The sequence below is a fragment of the Lactobacillus helveticus genome (assembly GCF_046109915.1).
Taxonomy (GTDB): Bacteria; Bacillota; Bacilli; order Lactobacillales; family Lactobacillaceae; genus Lactobacillus; species Lactobacillus helveticus.
The window spans coordinates 1,055,917-1,073,323 of record NZ_CP151471.1 but is presented as its reverse complement, the minus strand read 5'-3'; the positions used below and the strand labels follow the sequence as shown (position 1 = coordinate 1,073,323).

The window sequence follows — 17,407 nt, the reverse complement described above, 5'->3', positions numbered from 1 at the left end:
ACCGTAAAATAGTTTGTGTAAGGATGAATGATTCCTTAAATTAATTTCTGAAAACATTAGAAAAAGGAGTTCCTTTCTTGTATGATTGGATTGAACAAAAAAACAACATACAGAAAGAAGAACTCCTTCATGAATGATTTTACCAAAAATATGGCTCAAGCACTATTCAATCAAGACAAAGTTAATGATTTTTTGCGCAAGGAAATTCAAACTGCAGTTAATCAATTGCTTGAAGCTGAATTGACTGCCTTTTTAGGCTATGATCCTTATGCAAAAAGCGGATGGAACTCTGGCAATTCCAGAAACGGCATCTATTATCGCAAGGTTGATACGCAGTTTGGCCAGATCGAAATTCAGGTTCCCAGAGACAGAAACGGCGAATTTCATCAGCACACTCTGCCTGACTACAAGCAGCACTCGGACGTCCTGGAAAGCATGATTATCAAAGGCGTCACTACCAGAGAAATAGCCGATCTGATTGAAAAGATGTACGGCAGCCATTACAGTCCGGCTCAGGTATCAAATATTTCCAAGCAAATGATTCCAAAGGTTGAAGCCTATCACAAACGCAAGCTTAGCGACAGGTTCTTTTGCGTTTATCTTGACGCAACGTATCTTCCGCTGTGCCGAGAAACGTTTGAGCGTGAAGCCGTCTATATTGCCATCGGCATCAGGCCCAATGGCCATAAAGAAGTAATCGACTACTGCATAGCACCCAGCGAAAACGTCGAAGTTTGGACTGAAATGCTTCAAAACATGAGATCGCGGGGTTTGAAGCAAGTCGAGCTTTTCTTGTCTGACGGTGTTGTCGGCATGAAAACAGCTCTGGCAAAGACTTATCCCAAAGCACATTTTCAGCGCTGCCTGGTTCATGTCATGCGCAATATTTGCAATAAAGTGCGTGTTGACGATCGTGAGACAATCATGAACGATTTCAAGCAGATTAGACAGCCGCTGTACAAACTCTTCATGCATTCTATGACAAATGGAACAAGGCATACAATCATGTCATTAGGAATCTAAAAGACATTGAGCCTGATCTATTGGTCTTTTACAACTATCCCAAACAGATCAGACCCTCAATCTATTCCACCAACATGATTGAATCCTTTAACAATGTCGTTAAACGCAAGGCAAAGCCCAAAGCAGAGTTTCCAAGCGAGCAGTCGCTTGATACTTTCATTGGCATTCAGGCAATAAGCTACAATGATCGCTACTTCAACCGAATCCATAAAGGCTTCGGCCAAGTGCAGGATACATTGGAATCCTACTTTGACTAAGAAAAAATTAAAAAATCAATTTACGAGAAAGATCTATTTACACAAACTATTTGACAGTTTCAAAAAAAGAGGTTGAATTGATTTTCAATCTCTTTTTTAGACTGCTATAAGTCTTAAATTTTTATGGATTGCACCGTTAGCTGGACATGCAATGTCTTATCCAATGTACAAAAATAGATATCGACAAGTTATCAAAGCTTTTTTGAAAAAATATATTCGTTAATTATTGCAAGCGGTTACACAAGCGGATATAATTAAAGATGTGGAAGAGGTAGAAATTAAGTTAACAAGTATAAATATAAGTAAGTTTTTATCTCCAGAATTGTATTATTATTGGAAACTTGAAAGATTCTCTATATGTAGAGGTGTCAGCCCTAATAATGGCTGTTTACAAAACTCCAATTCATTAAAAATTACGTTTTATGTAAAGATCAGAACAAGTGAATGTTAATATTGGTTACGATAATGCCATTGTTTTATAATACATAACAAACAGTTGAAGATCGTGACTATCAATTTGATGAGCTACCTCATCCACTTGAATTGCGACTGCTAAGAGACAAGGATTGCCCGGCAGTCGCTTTTTGTATGCAAAAACAACCTAGCATATGACTAGGTTGTTTTTTTATCATATTATTTTCTCAAAACTAATTTTGCGATTGCTTCACAGCGTGGAGTTTGTGGCAGCATATCCACATTTTGAATTACACGGACATCGTAAACTTCACTTAAGAGTACTAAATCTTGTGCGAGAGTGGATGGATTACATGAAATGTAAACAAAAGTTTCAGGCTTTACCTGTAAAAGTGTTTTGATTAATTTCTTAGCTAAACCTGTTCTAGGTGGGTCAACGATTAAGGCATCAATTGAAACGCCGCTATTTTTTAATTCAGGCAATACCTTTTCTACGCTGCCTTGGATATAGTCAGCATTTTTGATGTGGTTGAGTTCGACATTATGTTGAGCATCTTTAACAGTTTCTGGAATAGTTTCGATACCAATAACTTGCTTGACACGGTCAGCTGCTAAGATACCCAATGTACCTACACCACTATAAGCATCAATCAAGGTTTGATCTGGAGTTAAGTCGAGGTATTTCAAAGCTTCAGAATACAAGTTCACTGTTTGAACTGGATTAAGCTGGAAGAAAGCACGTGGGGATAAGGCAAATTTCTTACCCAAAATTTCTTCCATGATTTGGTTTTTACCTAATAGTTTTTCAGTTTTATTGCCCCAAACTTGTGGATTTTGCCATTCAGTTTCATTTTGGTAAACGCTGACTATGTTGTCCAATTTCATAATTTCTTTAGCTAACGGAATCAAATTCTTGATTTTATGACCAATAGTGATTAAAGTAACTTGAATTTCCTTAGTAGCTTCAGATTGACGCACTACAATAGTTTTAACGCCAGGTAAATGACGACGGAAATTAGCAACAGGAACATGCAGCTTTTCAATTAAAACTTTGATTTCACGTTCAGTCTTTTGGGTGTCTTCACTTTGAGTAGGCATCTTAGGCAAGTCGATTAAGCGGTGAGAATTTGGTGCGAAAAGTCCCAACTTGGTCTTGCCGTGAATATTTTCAATTTGGTATTGTGCCTTATTGCGGTAGTGCCATTCGTCAGGAGCTGGGATAGTCTTCTTGACCTTGTACTTAGCGTAGTTTCTTGGATGGTACTTTCTGAGTGATTCAAGCATATTGTTGCGCTTAAATTCAAGCTGCTTTTCGTAAGATAGATGTGCAAGTTCTAATCCACCGATTTCTGGATCTACGCCTTCTGGGAAAGCTACGCGGTCAGGACTTTTTTCCTTAATGCGGACAAGTTCACCTTGAATGTAGTGAGGGTAGCTTTTAACGATTTTTGCTACAACTACTTCATCTGGTAAAGCGCCGGGGATGAAGATGATCTTCTTTTTATAATAGCCGATTCCTTCACCGTTAATCCCTAAACGTTTAATTGTGATAATTACGTCTTTTTCATGATGTTGTTTTTTATGTGTAAATTTTTTGTTCATTACCTTATTCTTTCTACTAAAAACTAATTACATTGCTTTTAATTGTACTACCTGGTAAAAGTTCTTAGCAAGATATTAAAAAATTTGCTAGCATGTATTTTGGAATATGCGAGGTGAAAAAAATGATCATAACCAAAGTTAGTGCACAAAAGCGGCCAGGTCGCTATAATATTTTCTTAGATGGTAAATATGCTTTTTCTGCTGGTGAAAAAACAGTTGCTGAGTTTGTTCTTTTAAAAGGAAAAGAACTTGATAGTGAACAAGTTGAAAGAATCAGACAATTTGATGCTGATGCTAAAGCTAGTGATCTAGCAGCACATTTTTTGAGTTACGAACCTCGAACTATTTTTGAAGTCTTACAGTATTTAAAAAAGCATGAAATTTCTGATGAAGTTGCTAATAGCGCTGTTAGTCAGTTAAATGAGTTAGGCTATTTAGATGATCACCAGTATGCCAAGTTGTTTATCAAAAATGATTTGCGTGTAGGCTCAGATGGGCCAAAAAGTTTATTGCGTAAATTAACTCAAAAAGGTGTTGATCCAGAAATCAGTCAGACGGAACTAGACGAAGTGCTGTATGAGGACTGGATTGAAGTGGGGCAAAGAGTAATCAAATCGATGGTCCATCAAGCTGGCAAGTTAGCTCAGCGAGAATTGAAACGCAAAATGAAAACCAAGTTGTTAATGCATGGTTTTGACAGCGGAATTAGCACCGAAGTAATTGCATCTTTAGATCTTGAAGATGATGAAGACTTACAGATGCAAGCGTTAAAAAAGCAAGGTATCAAAGCTTATAAACGTTTTCGTCGCTATGATGAAAGTGAACGGAAGTTTAGAATAAAGAAATATCTCTTTAGTCATGGCTTTTCATCTGGCGAGATTGATACCTTTTTAAATGGTGAAGTAATTAATTTTGATGATTTAGCAGAATATTAAGGAGAAAAAATGAAAAAGAATATTGATAAGAAGTTGTTTGTTGGTCGTCCTTTCCCAGATAGTTTGATGAATGCCCAAAAGAGTTTTATGGAATCTAATCAACAAATGGAAAATGATGAGGTATTTCAAAAGTTTTTAGCAGATAATAATCTGGAAAATAAGCGTTCAGCTTTGATTGTTTCAGGCCCTGATAGCTTTATGTACTGGTACGGTGTAGTAACTGACATGGAAGCAGATAAGGTTCCAACTGGTTTGATGAAGTTTGAATTGCCTAAAGCTGAAATTGACGAAGAAGTGGAAGAAAATCAAAATTTAGTTTACTTTAACTTGCCATTGAACAGTACTGTGCCTAATTTTGTAAAAAAAGTGGTAGCCAATGGGGTTAAGGTTTATGAAAATTTAGGTGATAGCGATACTCCATATATCGTTTGGGATCTTGACTTAGATACAAAAAAACTGACCCAAGCATTTTACGTTAAGGTCAGTGAATAAATTAATGTTGTTGTGGATCAATTGATAAGTTGTCGTATTCAACGTAGGCACCAAGACAAGTTGATACAAACATGATCAATAAGACAAAGCCGATAGAACTGCCTACAATCTGATCAAGTGTCAGAACAGATCGTACCAAATAAGTTGCGGCAAAGCATAAAATAAAATCTAAGACAATATTTGCAAAGAGCAAGAAATAGCGTCGTCGAATACTAAAGAAGCGTAAAAGCTGCTTTAACAAACCGTCGTTAGTTTGCATAGCTAGTAAATCAACTGGGCGCTGGATAGTCGCCTTAACTGCAAACATAATGATGGAGCCGACTAAGGCACCAATGATTGTTCGGTAAATTTCAGCTGAATGGAGAACCAGTGCATTGTAGCCGATGCCGATAATTAATAAGCTGCAAATATATGGAATAAGCAATAAAAATGTGAAAACCAATAAAACGTGGCTTTTTTTCATAAGGATTTCCTCCTTTTAGTCTTATTTGCTATTTTAACATACTGATAATTGCTCTATGCTATAATAACTTTATTTAGATAACTTTTTAAGAAAGAGAGTAAAAAAATGAGTAGTGATCCTGGAGCGGATAATCTTTTTGTTCGCCTTAAAAATAGATTGTCAGGTGAGACAGAAGAAGGAACCAAAGATCATTTAGAAAAAGAAATTATCAATTTGCATGATAATCATAAAATTAATGATACTGAGTTTTCAATGCTTGAAGGAATTCTGGACTTTCAGGGTAAAATAGCTCGCGAGGTGATGGTTCCAAGAACGGATGCATTCATGGTGGATGCAGATGTGAGCTTTCAAGATAACTTGGATGAAATCTTGCGTGAACCTTATTCGCGTATTCCGGTATATAAACGAGATAAAGATAAAATTGTCGGCATAATTCACATTAGGACGGTACTACGTAAAGCTAAAATTAAAGGTTTTGAAAATCTTGATTATCAAGATGTGATGACTGAGCCTTTATTTGCACCAGAAACAGCAGAGCTAGGGGATCTGTTGATGGAAATGCAGCAGACGCAGCGCCAATTAGCTATTTTGACAGATGAGTATGGTGGTGTAACTGGATTAGCTACTATTGAAGACCTTATTGAAGAGATCGTAGGGGACATCGACGATGAGGTTGATCATACTGAGATTCTGTATAATCAAATTGCACCTAATAAGTATATTATTTACGGCAAAATGCCTTTAGATGATTTTAATGAGCAATTTGGTACTCATCTTGAAATGGAAGATGTTGATACGGTAGCAGGATATGTTATTAACACTTTGAAGATGATTCCAGCTAAAGGAGAGAAGCTAAACGTTGACATTGGCGACGGAATGACTTTGACTACTAGAAGGATGAAAGGGTCACGCTTACTGACTGTTTTGTTGACAAAGAATAAACAAGAGATAAAAAAGGAAGAAGATAACAAAGAGTAATGGATAAAGAGTTAGCAGAGAAAGTAAAGAAAAGAAGAACATTTGCAATTATTTCTCACCCTGATGCAGGTAAAACGACTATTACAGAACAAATGCTGTTATTCGGTGGGGTAATTAGAAAAGCTGGTACTGTTAAAGCACGTAAAACTGGTAACTTCGCTACCAGTGACTGGATGGAAATCGAAAAAAAGCGTGGTATTTCAGTTACTAGTTCCGTTATGCAATTTGAATATAAAGGCAAGAGAATCAATATCTTGGATACACCAGGACACCAAGATTTCTCTGAAGATACCTACCGTACTTTAATGGCAGTGGACGCGGCTGTCATGGTAATTGACTCAGCTAAGGGTATTGAGCCACAAACTAAAAAACTATTTAAAGTTGTTAAAAAGCGTGGCATTCCAATTTTTACCTTTATGAACAAGTTGGACCGTGATGGCCGACCACCACTTGATTTAATTGCTGAACTTGAAGATTTGCTCGGTATTGAAGGCGTCGCAATGGATTGGCCAATTGGTTCTGGTCAAACCTTGAAGGGGTTATATGATATTGCTAATAATCGAGTTGAATTGTACCGTAAAGATGGTGAAGACCGTTTCTTACCATTAAATGAAGATGGCACTTTGCCAGATAGCGAACCATTGAGTCAAGATCCGCAATTCCAAGATACTCTTGATGAAATTGAATTGGTTAAAGAAGCTGGTAATAAATTCGATCCTGAAAAAATTGCTTTGGGTGATCAAACTCCAGTCTTCTTTGGCTCAGCTTTAACTAATTTTGGTGTAGAAACTTTCTTGAACAGTTTCGTTGATTTGACACCAGCTCCTGAAAGTCATACAGTTAATGGGGATGAAGAACTTAGTCCAGAAGATCCAGAATTCTCTGGTTTTGTCTTTAAGATTCAAGCTAATATGAATCCTCATCACCGTGACCGAATTGCCTTTGTCCGTGTTGGTAGTGGTGAATTTAAAAAGGGATTGGATGTTACTTTAGCAAGAACAGGTAAGCCAATTCGTTTGAATAATGCCACTGAATTTATGTCTAGTGAACGTGTTCAAGTTTCTGATGCCGTAGCTGGGGATATTGTTGGGTTATACGATACTGGTAATTTCCAAATTGGGGATAGTATCTATTCTGGTAAACGTAAAATTGTTTATCCACCACTTCCAGAATTTACTCCAGAATTGTTTATGCGAGTAACTGCTAAGAACGTGATGAAGCAAAAGTCATTCCATAAGGGAATGAACCAGTTGGTTCAAGAAGGTGCTATTCAGCTTTACCGTAATTACCAAACCGATGAATATATTTTAGGTGCGGTTGGTCAATTGCAGTTTGAAGTCTTCCAATTCAGAATGAAGAATGAATATAATTCAGAAGTTGAGATGAATAGTATTGGACACAGAGTGGCACGCTGGATTGATCCAGAGCAGCTTGATCCACGTATGTCTAATAGCCGTAACCTGTTAGTAAAAGATCGTTATGGCAATCCATTATTCTTGTTTGAGAATGAATTTGCAGAACGATTCTTCCATGACAAGTATCCAGATGTTAAATTAACTGAAAAACTTTAATAAAAAACGGCTCTTTGTCAAATCCTGTTGATAGAGAGTAAATGAATAGAATCAAGCGGCCATTAAAAGGCTGTTTGGTTCTTTTTCTCTAAACAAGTTTTCCTCTAAACGAATTCTGGTTAAAAGATTGATAAAGTTAGAATAGCCGAAGGCTGTTCGCTCAATTTGTTTGATTTTGCGATTGAAGCCTTCAAGGCAGCCATTGGAGTAAGTCAAAGCTGCTCCGTTGAGTACCGCTTTTAGATTATGTTTGAAGGTTAGCAGCGTTTTATGCATTAAAGCTCCAATGGAATCTTTGCTGGCAATTAATGATTCAATTTTCTGAGTATCGCCGTCTTCAATCGCCTTAATAAAGCTCTGCATCAGATTATATGAGTTTTCTAATGTAGTGTTGGCACCGATACCCTCCATGACTACTTGAGCTTGTGTTAAGCAGCCTTTGTAATGCCAGTTGTAGCGAGGATGAACTTTTTCAAGCTCATCAAACTTCTTCAAGTATAATTTCCAGGGAGATTTGAGCAGCTGATACTGTCTGGATCTTTTATCAAAGGTCTTCATGACTTGGACTCTCAGTGAGTTGAAAGAACGCGTAAGCATTTGAATCATATGAAAACGATCGATGACAATCTGAGCGTTAGGAAAACAAGCTCTGACGATATCTTGATAGTAAAAGTTGAGATCCATCGTAACGGTTCTAACGTTGGCTCTGGCTTGAGGCGAGAAACGACCAAAATACTTAAGCAGCGTCTTCTTGTAGCGAGTTCTAAGAATCTGCACGACTTGATGACTATCGCCGTCTAAGCAGATAAAGTGCAGCTGACGATCAACGCCTTTGAATTCATCGAAAGCCAAATGAGCTGGCAGATACTCATAGCTGTCAAGGAAACGGTGAGAGCAGCTGCCTAAAACTCTTTGAACAGTGTTGACAGAAACATTGTTTTCTCTAGCAATGCTGGTCATGGAACTGTCTTCAGTCAAAGCAGATAATACCTTCAGTTTGGATGCATTAGAAATAGAGCAGTATTTGTTTACTAATTCTGATTGAGCCATTGACCAGCGATTGCAAGCGCGACATTTAACTCGCTGTTTAGCTAGTCTGATAATTACAGGATGACTAGCATTAGCTGTCAAATAGTGAATATTAGTAATCAAATGACCATTATGCAAAAGATCTAAAGAGCCACAGCAAGGGCAAGCGGGTTGAATTAATTCGGCTTCATAGATTTTATGCTTCTTCATTTGAACCATCTTGTAGAAAAAGCTCTTAAAAACAATATTTTTATCTTTAATATCAAGCGCAAATTTAATACAATTATTTAAAGAGGACATAGTACACACCTTTACTTATAAAATGTTTAGTGGAATAGATTTTTTATTACAGAGGACTATGTCCTCCTTTTTTATTGCAATAAAAAACCTGTTAACAGCTTATCATATTGATAAGCAATCAACAGGAAAAATTATAGAGCCTAAAAAACAAGCGTCTAAGAATTAATCTTAGACGCTTGTTTTTGACTAAATTTTATTTAGCATAAATTTATTTATCGACGTGAATTTCAATGACGTGACGGCTCTTGTCAACTGTTAAAGTGTATGAAGAATCGTAATCTTTAATTAATCGTTTAATGACCAATTCAATTTCATCTTCACGGACACGGCGATCATGGTTTTCAAGTGCAATGCCGATTGCATTTTTGCTTTCGGTATAAATTACGGAAGTATTTCCTAATGAATATACTTTGACGTAATTAGCATCGGTAGTATTGAGCTGACTGTGAACCAAGTTGGAATAGTTGTTAGTTACATCAATTAAATGCATGAAATTTCACCTGTTTCTTTTTTGTTTATATTACTCAAATTTAGTATACATCAAATAAGAAGCATATTTTTACTTTTTATTAAATTAAATAAAAAAAATTCTGCTGATTGTTAGTCGCAGAATCTTTTTTAAATTGTTAATTCGCATAATTATTCAGCCGCATTTTCATCGCTGATAACGATTTTATCATCGACCACATCAGCCTTTAAGTTCTTGCTATCAGTATGATCAAGCTTGAAGTCTGCAACATTGTCTTCAATTTCTTCTTGAATTGTCCGACGAAGTGGACGAGCACCTAATGCAGGATTGAATCCTTCTTCAACTAATTTATCTTTAGCGGCTTGAATTACATCGATATGCAAGCCTTGGTCTTTAACCATATCATTAGTGTTCTTAAGCATTAAGTCAACAATCTTAAGTAAGTCTGGCTTAGTTAATTCATTGAATTCAATGACATCGTCTAGACGGTTTAAGAACTCTGGCTTGAAGAATTGACTCATATTGTTTCTAGCAGATTCTTTAGACTCGGTTTCATTTTCTGCAGTAAAACCAACACTAGCATTCTTGATGCCTTGACCTGCATTAGAAGTCATAATGATGATTGTGTCTTTGAATGAAACTGTTCTGCCTTGTGAGTCAGTTAAGCGTCCGTCGTCTAAAATTTGTAAGAACAAGTTTAGTACGTCTGGGTGAGCTTTTTCAATTTCATCAAGCAAGATTAAGCTGTAAGGATTATGTCTTACTTGTTCAGTTAATTGACCTGCTTCTTCATAGCCAACGTAGCCAGGAGCAGAACCGATTAATTTAGAAACAGAATATTGTTCCATGTATTCAGACATATCGAAACGGATCATGGCATTTTCTGAACCAAACATTTGCTTAGCTAATTGTTTGGCAAGTTCAGTCTTACCAACACCAGTTGGTCCTACGAAGAGGAAGGAGCCGATTGGACGACCTGATTTGTTAAAACCAATTCTGTTACGGCGAATTGCACGAGCAACTTTTTCAACTGCCTTGTCTTGTCCAATGACATGAGCTTTTAAGTCGTTAGCTAAGTTTCGCAATTGATTTTCTTCTTGCTTTTGAATATCGCCGACAGGAATGCCAGTTTTTTCTTCAACAATCTTATTCATAATCTTGTTGGTAATAATTGGAGATTTATCTGGGTCAACTTTTTGATCCTTTACTTTTTCGTATTTTTCAATTTGATCGCGGTAATAAGCAGCCTTTTCGTAATCTTCGTTCTTTAAAGCTTCTTCCTTTAATTGTTCAGCTGCGTTGATTCTTTCTTGCATCTTATCTTTGTCGATGTAAGGAATAGTTAAGTTCATTCTTGAACCAGCTTCATCTAATAAGTCGATGGCTTTATCAGGTAAAAATCTGTCTTGAATATAACGGGCTGACAATTTAGCGGCTGCTTCAATTGCATCATCGGTGTAATGAACGTGGTGATAATCCTCGTAGCGTTGTTGAATACCTTTCAAAATACGAATAGTTTCATCAATAGATGGTTCTTTTACTTCAACTGGTTGGAATCTACGTGCTAAAGCTGAATCCTTTTCGATGTCACGGTATTCCTTAATAGTAGTAGCACCAACTAATTGAAGCTCACCACGAGCTAAGGCTGGTTTGATAATATTTCCGGCATCCATACCGCCTTCAGCGTTACCGGCACCAACAATTTCGTGAATTTCATCAATGAATAAAATGATGTCATCATTTTGTTGCAATTCTTTAATTAATTGTTCCATTCGTTGTTCAAATTGACCACGAATACCGGTCCCTTGAACAAGTGAAACTACATTTAATGAAATGATACGTTTATTTTGTAATTTAGCTGGGACTGAGCCATCAACGATCTCTTGGGCTAAGCCCTCAACTACAGCAGTCTTACCCACACCTGCTTCACCAATTAAAACAGGGTTGTTTTTAGTTCTTCTATTTAAAATTTCAATTACACGGGCAATTTCTTTGTCACGTCCGATAACCGGATCAATTTTTCCTTTTTTAGCAAGGGCAGTTAAATCAGTACCGTATTGGTCTAATAGACTTTTACCACCACGGTTGCCGTTTCCATTTCCTCCACCCATTTGCATTCTTGGATTATTTTCATTCATATTGTTATTTGCGGCATTGTTGTTATTTCCGTTTAAAGCGTTGAATAAATCATCAAAGTCGCCAAAAAATTCGTTGTTATTGTTCATATTTTCTAGATTTCCTTGTTGATTTCTTAATTCTTGATAACATTGTTGACATAAATCAATTTCGCGGCTTTGGCCATTTACCTTAGTAAAAAGGTGAATGGAGGCTGGCCGTTTATGACAATTTTGGCAAAGCAAAATACATGACCGCCTTTCATTTAAGTTGTAACAAAATTATATTATTAGCACTCTTAGTAGTCAAGTGCTAAGGCTTAATTTTCTTACTTTATGTAAGAATTATATAAAATAGTAATATTTTAAAAAATTAACATAAAAAAATTAACATAAATAGTAGAATAAACAATGAAAAAATTATAAAATATAAAAAGCGTGGTGATATTTTTGGATTATCAAAAAATTTTAGACCAATTGGTATCTGGTGAGCTCAAAGAATATAAGGTAGAGCCCGAAGATGCCTTTGATTTACAAAAAACTATTAGAAATTATGGCAAAAGACAATATATTACCGGCAGAGCAGAAAGAGGCGGTGCTATTGTATATACCGCTACGAACACTGACGATTGAATAATGTAAACTGTTACATTATTGTTGTCTAAACTGTAAAAACATGATAATCTAATACCTGAATGGGTATTTATTACCAGTTTAATTTTTTAAATTTAAAGGAGATATTTATAATGGAAAAACGCGATTTTCATATTATTGCAGAAACAGGTATTCATGCACGTCCAGCTACTCTTTTAGTACAAGCTGCTTCAAAGTTCGGTTCAGATGTTAACTTGGAATACAACGGCAAGTCAGTAAACTTGAAGTCAATCATGGGTGTTATGTCACTTGGTGTTGGCCAAAACGCTGATGTTACTATCACTGCTGAAGGTGACGATGAAAAAGACGCATTAGACGCAATTGCTGACACTATGAAAAAAGAAGGTTTAGCTGAATAATGACCGAGACCTTAAAAGGAATTGCTGCTAGTGATGGTATTGCCATTGCTCCAGCATATCTTCTTGTGGAGCCTGATCTTTCATTTTCAAAGTCTTCAGTTGATGACGTTGAAGCTGAAGTAGCTCGTTACAAGGATGCTATTAAGACTTCAACTGCTGAAGTTGAAAAAATCCGTGATGTTGCTAAGAAGAGCTTGGGTGAAGAAGAATCTCAAGTTTTTGAAGCTCACTTAATGATTTTGAATGATCCAGAATTTACTGGTGCCATTGAGAATGAAATTAAGGATTCAAAGATTAATGCAGAAGCTGCATTAGATGAAACTGCACAAAAATTTATTCAAATTTTTGAAAGCATGACTGATAATCATTACATGCAAGAACGTGCTGCCGATGTACGTGATGTTTCTAAGCGTATTATGGCTCACTTGCTTGGTAAGGAATTACCAAACCCAGCTTCAATTGGCCATGAAGTAATCGTTGTGGCTCATGACTTGACTCCAAGTGATACTGCACAACTTAACAAGAAATACGTTAAGGGCTTTATTACTGATATTGGTGGTCGTACTGCTCACTCAGCAATCATGGCACGTTCTCTTGAATTACCAGCTGTAGTTGGTACTGATTCAATTACTAAAGACGTTAAGAACGGCGATATGTTAATTGATGATGGTCTTGATGGTGTAGCTATTATTGATCCTAGTGATGATCAAGTAGCTGACTACAAGAAAAAGGGTGAAGCCTTCTTAAAGCAAAAGGCTGAATGGAAGAAGTTAAAGGACGAACCTTCAGTAACTGCTGACGGTAAGCAATTTACTATTGCAGCTAACATTGGTACTCCTAATGATATGCTTGGTGTACATGAAAACGGCGCTGAAGCTGTTGGTTTGTACAGAACTGAATTCTTGTACATGGATTCATCAGACTTCCCAACTGAAGATGATCAATTCGAAGCTTACAAGAAAGTTATCGAAGGCATGAACGGCAAGCAAGTTATCATCAGAACAATGGATATCGGTGGTGATAAGCACCTAGATTACTGGGACTTGCCAGATGAAATGAACCCATTCTTAGGTGTACGTGCTATTCGTCTTTCACTTAAGAACGAAAAGATTTTCCGTACCCAATTAAGAGCTTTGCTTCGTGCTTCAGCATACGGTAAGCTTGGTATTATGTTCCCAATGATTGGTACATTGGCTGAACTTCGTCAAGCTAAGGCTATTTTGAATGATGAAAAGCAAAAGCTTGTTGAAAAGGGCGTTAAGATCGGTGACGACTTACAAGTTGGTATGATGATCGAAGTTCCTGCAGCTGCTGTTTTAGCTGATCAATTCGCTAAGGAAGTTGACTTCTTCTCAATTGGTACTAACGACTTGATCCAATACACTATGGCTGCTGACCGTGGTAACGACAACGTATCATACTTGTACCAACCATATAACCCATCAGTACTTCGTTTGATTAAGCACACCATTGATGCTGCTCATGAAAATGGTATTTGGTGTGGTATGTGTGGTGAAGCTGCCGGTGATAACACCATGTTCCCAATCTTACTTTCAATGGGACTTGATGAATACTCAATGAGTGCAACTTCAATCTTACGTATCAGAAGCTTAATGAAGAAGTTTGATACCAAGGATCTTAAGGAATTAGCTAATGAAGCATGCTTCGTTTCAGAAACTGCTGAAGAAAATGAAAAGTTAGTTAATGACTTAATGAAGAAAATTAACAAATAAATTCATATTTTGAATTGAGAAAAGAGACCGAAAGGTCTATTTTTTTGTATTTAAAGGTTTTAATCAAAACATACAAATTCTTCACAAATAATTCACGTTTTATTTTTAGGATATAAGGAGTATTCAATGTAAAAGATAAAATGAGTACTTACAAAAAAGAAGTTATTATGTTATACTAATAGTAAGATTAAGAACGTATACAAATATTTGTTCTGAGGAGCGTGATTTTTTATGGTAGATTTGTATGTATCGCCTAGTTGTACTTCATGTCGTAAGGCACGAGCATGGCTTGAAAAACATGATATTCCATTTAAGGAAAGAAACATTTTTTCAGAGCCTTTAACTAAAAAAGAGATATTAAAAATTCTACGTATGACTGAAAATGGTACTGAAGAAATCATTTCTACCCGCTCAAGAGCTTTTCAACAATTAAAAATAAATTTGGATGATTTATCAATTGATCAGTTACTTGATTTAGTAGAAAAGAATCCGAGCTTGTTACGGAGACCAATTATTATGGATGATCGTCGACTTCAAGTAGGATATAATGAAGACGAAATTCGTTGTTTCTTACCACGGAAAGTTCGTCGATTAGAATTGGCTGAAGCACAAAAAATTGCAGATTTATAATATAGAAGAGTGTTAGTAATGATGCTAACACTTTTATTTTAGGTAAAAAATAGGCTACAATAGATTATATAATTCGGGGAGGTGATATCCTGTGCAAGTAGATCATATTAATGAGAATACAATTAGGGTTAGAATTAATAAAGATGAATTAGCTCATCGTGGATTGAAGGTTTTGGATTTATTGGGGGATAAACAAAAGATCCAGCAATTCTTCTACTCAATTCTTTCAGAAGTAGATACAGATCATACCTTTACTCAAGGAGTACCTGTAACTTTTCAGGTGATGCCAAATAATGGTGGTCTTGATTTGATGATTACGAAGATTAAACCTGATGATGCGGACAATCTTCGTCAAATGATAGAGCCGATGAATAGTGATACTAATCAAACACAGGCAGAGCCCGATTCAAGAAGAAGCTTCTTTGACCTTGATCCTAAAGATGATGTAAATACTGAACTTGATCCAATAAAAGAAGAACAGCTTAAATCATCTAATCAAGATAATGCGGCAAATACACAATATTGGAAATTTCAAAATCATCATTCCTATAGCTTTGATAAGTTAGGAAACATTGTAGAATTAGCAGATAGTTTAAAAGTGAGTGATCTAGCTTCAAGTTTGTATTATTTACGGGGTAAATATTATTTGAAGTTGGCATTTTTAGATGAAAATTATGCCGAATTAAAGCCAGCTGATACATGGGCTATTGCTAATGAATATGGTATCAAGATTGATGATGAAGAAATGAAGACGGTGAAAGAAACTGGTAAATGTTTGTTGAACCGGGATGCTCTTGAATATATCCGATATTATTTTCTGCAAAAGAAATAATTAAGATTTTATAAAGAAAAAGAGACGTTAGAAAAAAACGTCTCTTTTTTGCGTAATAAAACATGGGTGAAAAAATAATGTATGCAGCCATGTTGAATAAAAAAATAGTATTAGCCGTTAGTGAAGCTAATTTAGTTAATGTCGGCCAGAAAAGTTTAAATATGGATGATTACCGTTGCCCGCATTGCAATAAAAAAGTAATTTTAATTATTTCGGAGCAAAAAGCAGCCTTTTTTAAACATTTAACTAACTATAGTAATGCGATGGGGGAAAAAGAAGAACACCATCAATCTAAAATGTTGTTAAAAGCTGCGCTTACAGCGGCTGGATTTAATGCTCAAGTAGAAATACCATTAGCCGATGGTCAACTAAGAGCTGATGTTTTGGCTTCAGAAAAATTAGCTTTTGAAGTTCAATGTGCACCGTTAAGTGAAGCTGAATTTACGCATCGGCATTCGCTATATAGTCAGATAGGTGTGACCGATATTTGGATTGTAGGCCGAAGGCACTATTTAAAAAGAAGGTTAAAACATACGCAATTAATCTTTTTTAGACAAAATAAATTATGGGGTAACTATTATTTAGAAATTAATCCTAAGAAGAATATGTTCTGCTTAAAATATAATATCTTGCAGGAGCAGATAACTAATCATCTACATTATCAGATAAAGTATTTTGCATTAGATGAATTAGATATAAAAACTTTCTGGCATTTTACACCGATAAAGAAAAGATATTCTATCAATATAAATAGTCAGAAAAAATATTTAAGAAAACAATTAGCCCAAAAAACAAAGTTAGGGCTAAGGATTGGTGAATTACTTTATCAAAAGGGTCTTACCATAGATGATTTGCCAGATGAGGTATTTACTACCTGGCGTAATCCAGGTGAATTAGATTCGATTACTAAATTTTTGCAAAAATAAAACGCCTATTAAATAAGGCGTAAGTGGTTTTGTTGCGGCATAAAATTTGAAAAGCAATTTTGATAATCAGGTAGAAGCAAATTAACTAAATCCTCATGTGCAACGGGACCTTCTAGAAGGACACCATTTTGTTCATTATCCTCATTGAACAAAACAATTGTTGGTGTAGCTTTAATGTTCCATTGATTAGCTAATTTTTGATCTTCCTCAATTGAACTACGTACATAACTACTTTTCTTCATTGAATTAATTGTACTAGTTTTAATGTTAAGCTTAGTAGCAATTTCTTCTAATAGTTTAGGATTGTAAGCTGAAGCATCATGACTTAAATTCTTTTGCAGTTCATATAAAAATTCACGTGCTTTTTTATTGCCATATTTAAGTTTGATAGCGTGATAATTTTCTAGTGCTTCGTAAGTTGTTTTAGAAAAAGTGCTGATGTCTGGCAGCTTTTGTGAATCCTTACGACGCCGAATAGCGTCATCATTTACTAAACAAACATTAGCAATAGAAATATAGTGATAACAAACGTCAATTCCAAGTTCATCAACGGTGTTGCGAATTTGTTTTTCCGTATCATAACAGTAAATTCCTATTGGATTAATGAATAGAAAAATCTCGAACAT

General features: G+C 35.9%; 16 protein-coding genes and 2 pseudogenes. 12 read left to right on the top strand and 6 right to left on the bottom strand.

Going from position 1 to position 17,407, the window contains the following annotated elements; translation table 11 throughout:
• The first annotated feature begins 129 nt into the window (after window positions 1–129).
• Window positions 130–1,280, top strand: a pseudogene (locus AADV52_RS05450) (IS256 family transposase).
• Between the two features lie 115 nt (window positions 1,281–1,395).
• Window positions 1,396–1,503: pseudogene (locus tag AADV52_RS05445) on the top strand (alpha/beta hydrolase); the annotation flags it as partial.
• Window positions 1,504–1,913: 410 nt separating this feature from the next.
• Here AADV52_RS05445 and rlmD read toward each other — a convergent pair.
• A complete protein-coding gene (rlmD, locus tag AADV52_RS05440) occupies window positions 1,914–3,296 on the bottom strand; it encodes a 23S rRNA (uracil(1939)-C(5))-methyltransferase RlmD (RefSeq protein WP_014919168.1) in 1,383 nt (460 codons plus the stop codon).
• Between the two features lie 122 nt (window positions 3,297–3,418).
• Between rlmD and recX the strand changes: the two genes are divergently transcribed.
• Both recX and AADV52_RS05430 read left to right on the top strand, forming a co-directional pair.
• Complete coding sequence (gene recX, locus AADV52_RS05435; protein WP_014919167.1) at window positions 3,419–4,231, top strand: recombination regulator RecX; 813 nt, start codon at window positions 3,419–3,421, stop codon at window positions 4,229–4,231.
• A gap of 9 nt (window positions 4,232–4,240) precedes the next feature.
• Window positions 4,241–4,723: a hypothetical protein gene (locus AADV52_RS05430; protein WP_003627790.1), complete on the top strand. Its 483-nt coding sequence runs from the start codon at window positions 4,241–4,243 to the stop codon at window positions 4,721–4,723.
• 1 nt (window position 4,724) lies between these two features.
• On the opposite strand, the gene AADV52_RS05425 is transcribed toward AADV52_RS05430, so the two are convergent.
• Window positions 4,725–5,186 (bottom strand): hypothetical protein, encoded by a 462-nt coding sequence (locus AADV52_RS05425; protein ID WP_003627789.1) that lies wholly within the window; start codon window positions 5,184–5,186, stop codon window positions 4,725–4,727.
• A 105-nt stretch (window positions 5,187–5,291) separates the two neighbouring features.
• On the opposite strand from AADV52_RS05425, the gene AADV52_RS05420 reads away from it, so the two are divergent.
• A complete protein-coding gene (locus AADV52_RS05420; protein ID WP_014919166.1) occupies window positions 5,292–6,164 on the top strand; it encodes a hemolysin family protein in 873 nt (290 codons plus the stop codon).
• Window positions 6,164–7,735, top strand: a complete 1,572-nt coding sequence (locus AADV52_RS05415; RefSeq protein WP_014919165.1) for a peptide chain release factor 3 — start codon at window positions 6,164–6,166, stop codon at window positions 7,733–7,735. Before AADV52_RS05420 ends, AADV52_RS05415 begins: the two co-directional genes overlap by 1 nt.
• 51 nt (window positions 7,736–7,786) lie before the next feature.
• Here the strand turns inward: AADV52_RS05415 and AADV52_RS05410 are convergent, their stop codons facing one another.
• The 3 genes from AADV52_RS05410 to AADV52_RS05400 all read right to left on the bottom strand — a co-directional run bounded on the left by AADV52_RS05410 (window position 7,787) and on the right by AADV52_RS05400 (window position 11,893).
• Complete coding sequence (locus AADV52_RS05410) at window positions 7,787–9,064, bottom strand: ISL3 family transposase (protein ID WP_014919164.1); 1,278 nt, start codon at window positions 9,062–9,064, stop codon at window positions 7,787–7,789.
• Between the two features lie 208 nt (window positions 9,065–9,272).
• Window positions 9,273–9,554 (bottom strand): DUF1827 family protein, encoded by a 282-nt coding sequence (locus AADV52_RS05405; protein WP_014919163.1) that lies wholly within the window; start codon window positions 9,552–9,554, stop codon window positions 9,273–9,275.
• 149 nt (window positions 9,555–9,703) lie between these two features.
• Complete coding sequence (locus tag AADV52_RS05400; protein ID WP_014919162.1) at window positions 9,704–11,893, bottom strand: ATP-dependent Clp protease ATP-binding subunit; 2,190 nt, start codon at window positions 11,891–11,893, stop codon at window positions 9,704–9,706.
• 204 nt (window positions 11,894–12,097) lie between these two features.
• Between AADV52_RS05400 and AADV52_RS05395 the strand changes: the two genes are divergently transcribed.
• The 6 genes from AADV52_RS05395 (at window position 12,098) to AADV52_RS05370 (ending at window position 16,781) form a co-directional block, all read left to right on the top strand.
• A complete protein-coding gene (locus tag AADV52_RS05395) occupies window positions 12,098–12,280 on the top strand; it encodes a hypothetical protein (protein WP_014919161.1) in 183 nt (60 codons plus the stop codon).
• 113 nt (window positions 12,281–12,393) lie between these two features.
• Entirely contained in the window at window positions 12,394–12,660 is a 267-nt protein-coding gene (locus AADV52_RS05390) for a phosphocarrier protein HPr (RefSeq protein WP_005718606.1), read from the top strand.
• Window positions 12,660–14,393 carry a phosphoenolpyruvate--protein phosphotransferase gene (gene ptsP / locus AADV52_RS05385; RefSeq protein ID WP_014919160.1) on the top strand — a complete coding sequence of 578 codons (1,734 nt, stop codon included), beginning with the start codon at window positions 12,660–12,662 and terminating at the stop codon, window positions 14,391–14,393. Before AADV52_RS05390 ends, ptsP begins: the two co-directional genes overlap by 1 nt.
• Before the next feature lie 231 nt (window positions 14,394–14,624).
• A complete protein-coding gene (gene spx / locus AADV52_RS05380; RefSeq protein ID WP_014919159.1) occupies window positions 14,625–15,023 on the top strand; it encodes a transcriptional regulator Spx in 399 nt (132 codons plus the stop codon).
• Between the two features lie 91 nt (window positions 15,024–15,114).
• Entirely contained in the window at window positions 15,115–15,855 is a 741-nt protein-coding gene (locus tag AADV52_RS05375; protein ID WP_014919158.1) for an adaptor protein MecA, read from the top strand.
• Window positions 15,856–15,932: 77 nt separating this feature from the next.
• The gene (locus AADV52_RS05370; protein ID WP_014919157.1) at window positions 15,933–16,781 is read left to right on the top strand and encodes a competence protein CoiA; all 849 of its coding nucleotides are present in this window, start codon (window positions 15,933–15,935) and stop codon (window positions 16,779–16,781) included.
• 8 nt (window positions 16,782–16,789) lie between these two features.
• On the opposite strand, the gene AADV52_RS05365 is transcribed toward AADV52_RS05370, so the two are convergent.
• The gene (locus tag AADV52_RS05365; protein WP_014919156.1) at window positions 16,790–17,407 is read right to left on the bottom strand and encodes a DsbA family protein; all 618 of its coding nucleotides are present in this window, start codon (window positions 17,405–17,407) and stop codon (window positions 16,790–16,792) included.

Bases quoted from the DNA above. Each gene is read 5' to 3' on its own strand.
- rlmD (WP_014919168.1), bottom strand. From the start codon at position 3,296: ATGAACAAAAAATTTACACATAAAAAACAACATCATGAAAAAGACGTA.
- recX (WP_014919167.1), top strand. From the start codon at position 3,419: ATGATCATAACCAAAGTTAGTGCACAAAAGCGGCCAGGTCGCTATAAT.
- AADV52_RS05430 (WP_003627790.1), top strand. From the start codon at position 4,241: ATGAAAAAGAATATTGATAAGAAGTTGTTTGTTGGTCGTCCTTTCCCA.
- AADV52_RS05425 (WP_003627789.1), bottom strand. From the start codon at position 5,186: ATGAAAAAAAGCCACGTTTTATTGGTTTTCACATTTTTATTGCTTATT.
- AADV52_RS05420 (WP_014919166.1), top strand. From the start codon at position 5,292: ATGAGTAGTGATCCTGGAGCGGATAATCTTTTTGTTCGCCTTAAAAAT.
- AADV52_RS05415 (WP_014919165.1), top strand. From the start codon at position 6,164: ATGGATAAAGAGTTAGCAGAGAAAGTAAAGAAAAGAAGAACATTTGCA.
- AADV52_RS05410 (WP_014919164.1), bottom strand. From the start codon at position 9,064: ATGTCCTCTTTAAATAATTGTATTAAATTTGCGCTTGATATTAAAGAT.
- AADV52_RS05405 (WP_014919163.1), bottom strand. From the start codon at position 9,554: ATGCATTTAATTGATGTAACTAACAACTATTCCAACTTGGTTCACAGT.
- AADV52_RS05390 (WP_005718606.1), top strand. From the start codon at position 12,394: ATGGAAAAACGCGATTTTCATATTATTGCAGAAACAGGTATTCATGCA.
- ptsP (WP_014919160.1), top strand. From the start codon at position 12,660: ATGACCGAGACCTTAAAAGGAATTGCTGCTAGTGATGGTATTGCCATT.
- spx (WP_014919159.1), top strand. From the start codon at position 14,625: ATGGTAGATTTGTATGTATCGCCTAGTTGTACTTCATGTCGTAAGGCA.
- AADV52_RS05370 (WP_014919157.1), top strand. From the start codon at position 15,933: ATGTATGCAGCCATGTTGAATAAAAAAATAGTATTAGCCGTTAGTGAA.
- AADV52_RS05365 (WP_014919156.1), bottom strand. From the start codon at position 17,407: ATGTTCGAGATTTTTCTATTCATTAATCCAATAGGAATTTACTGTTAT.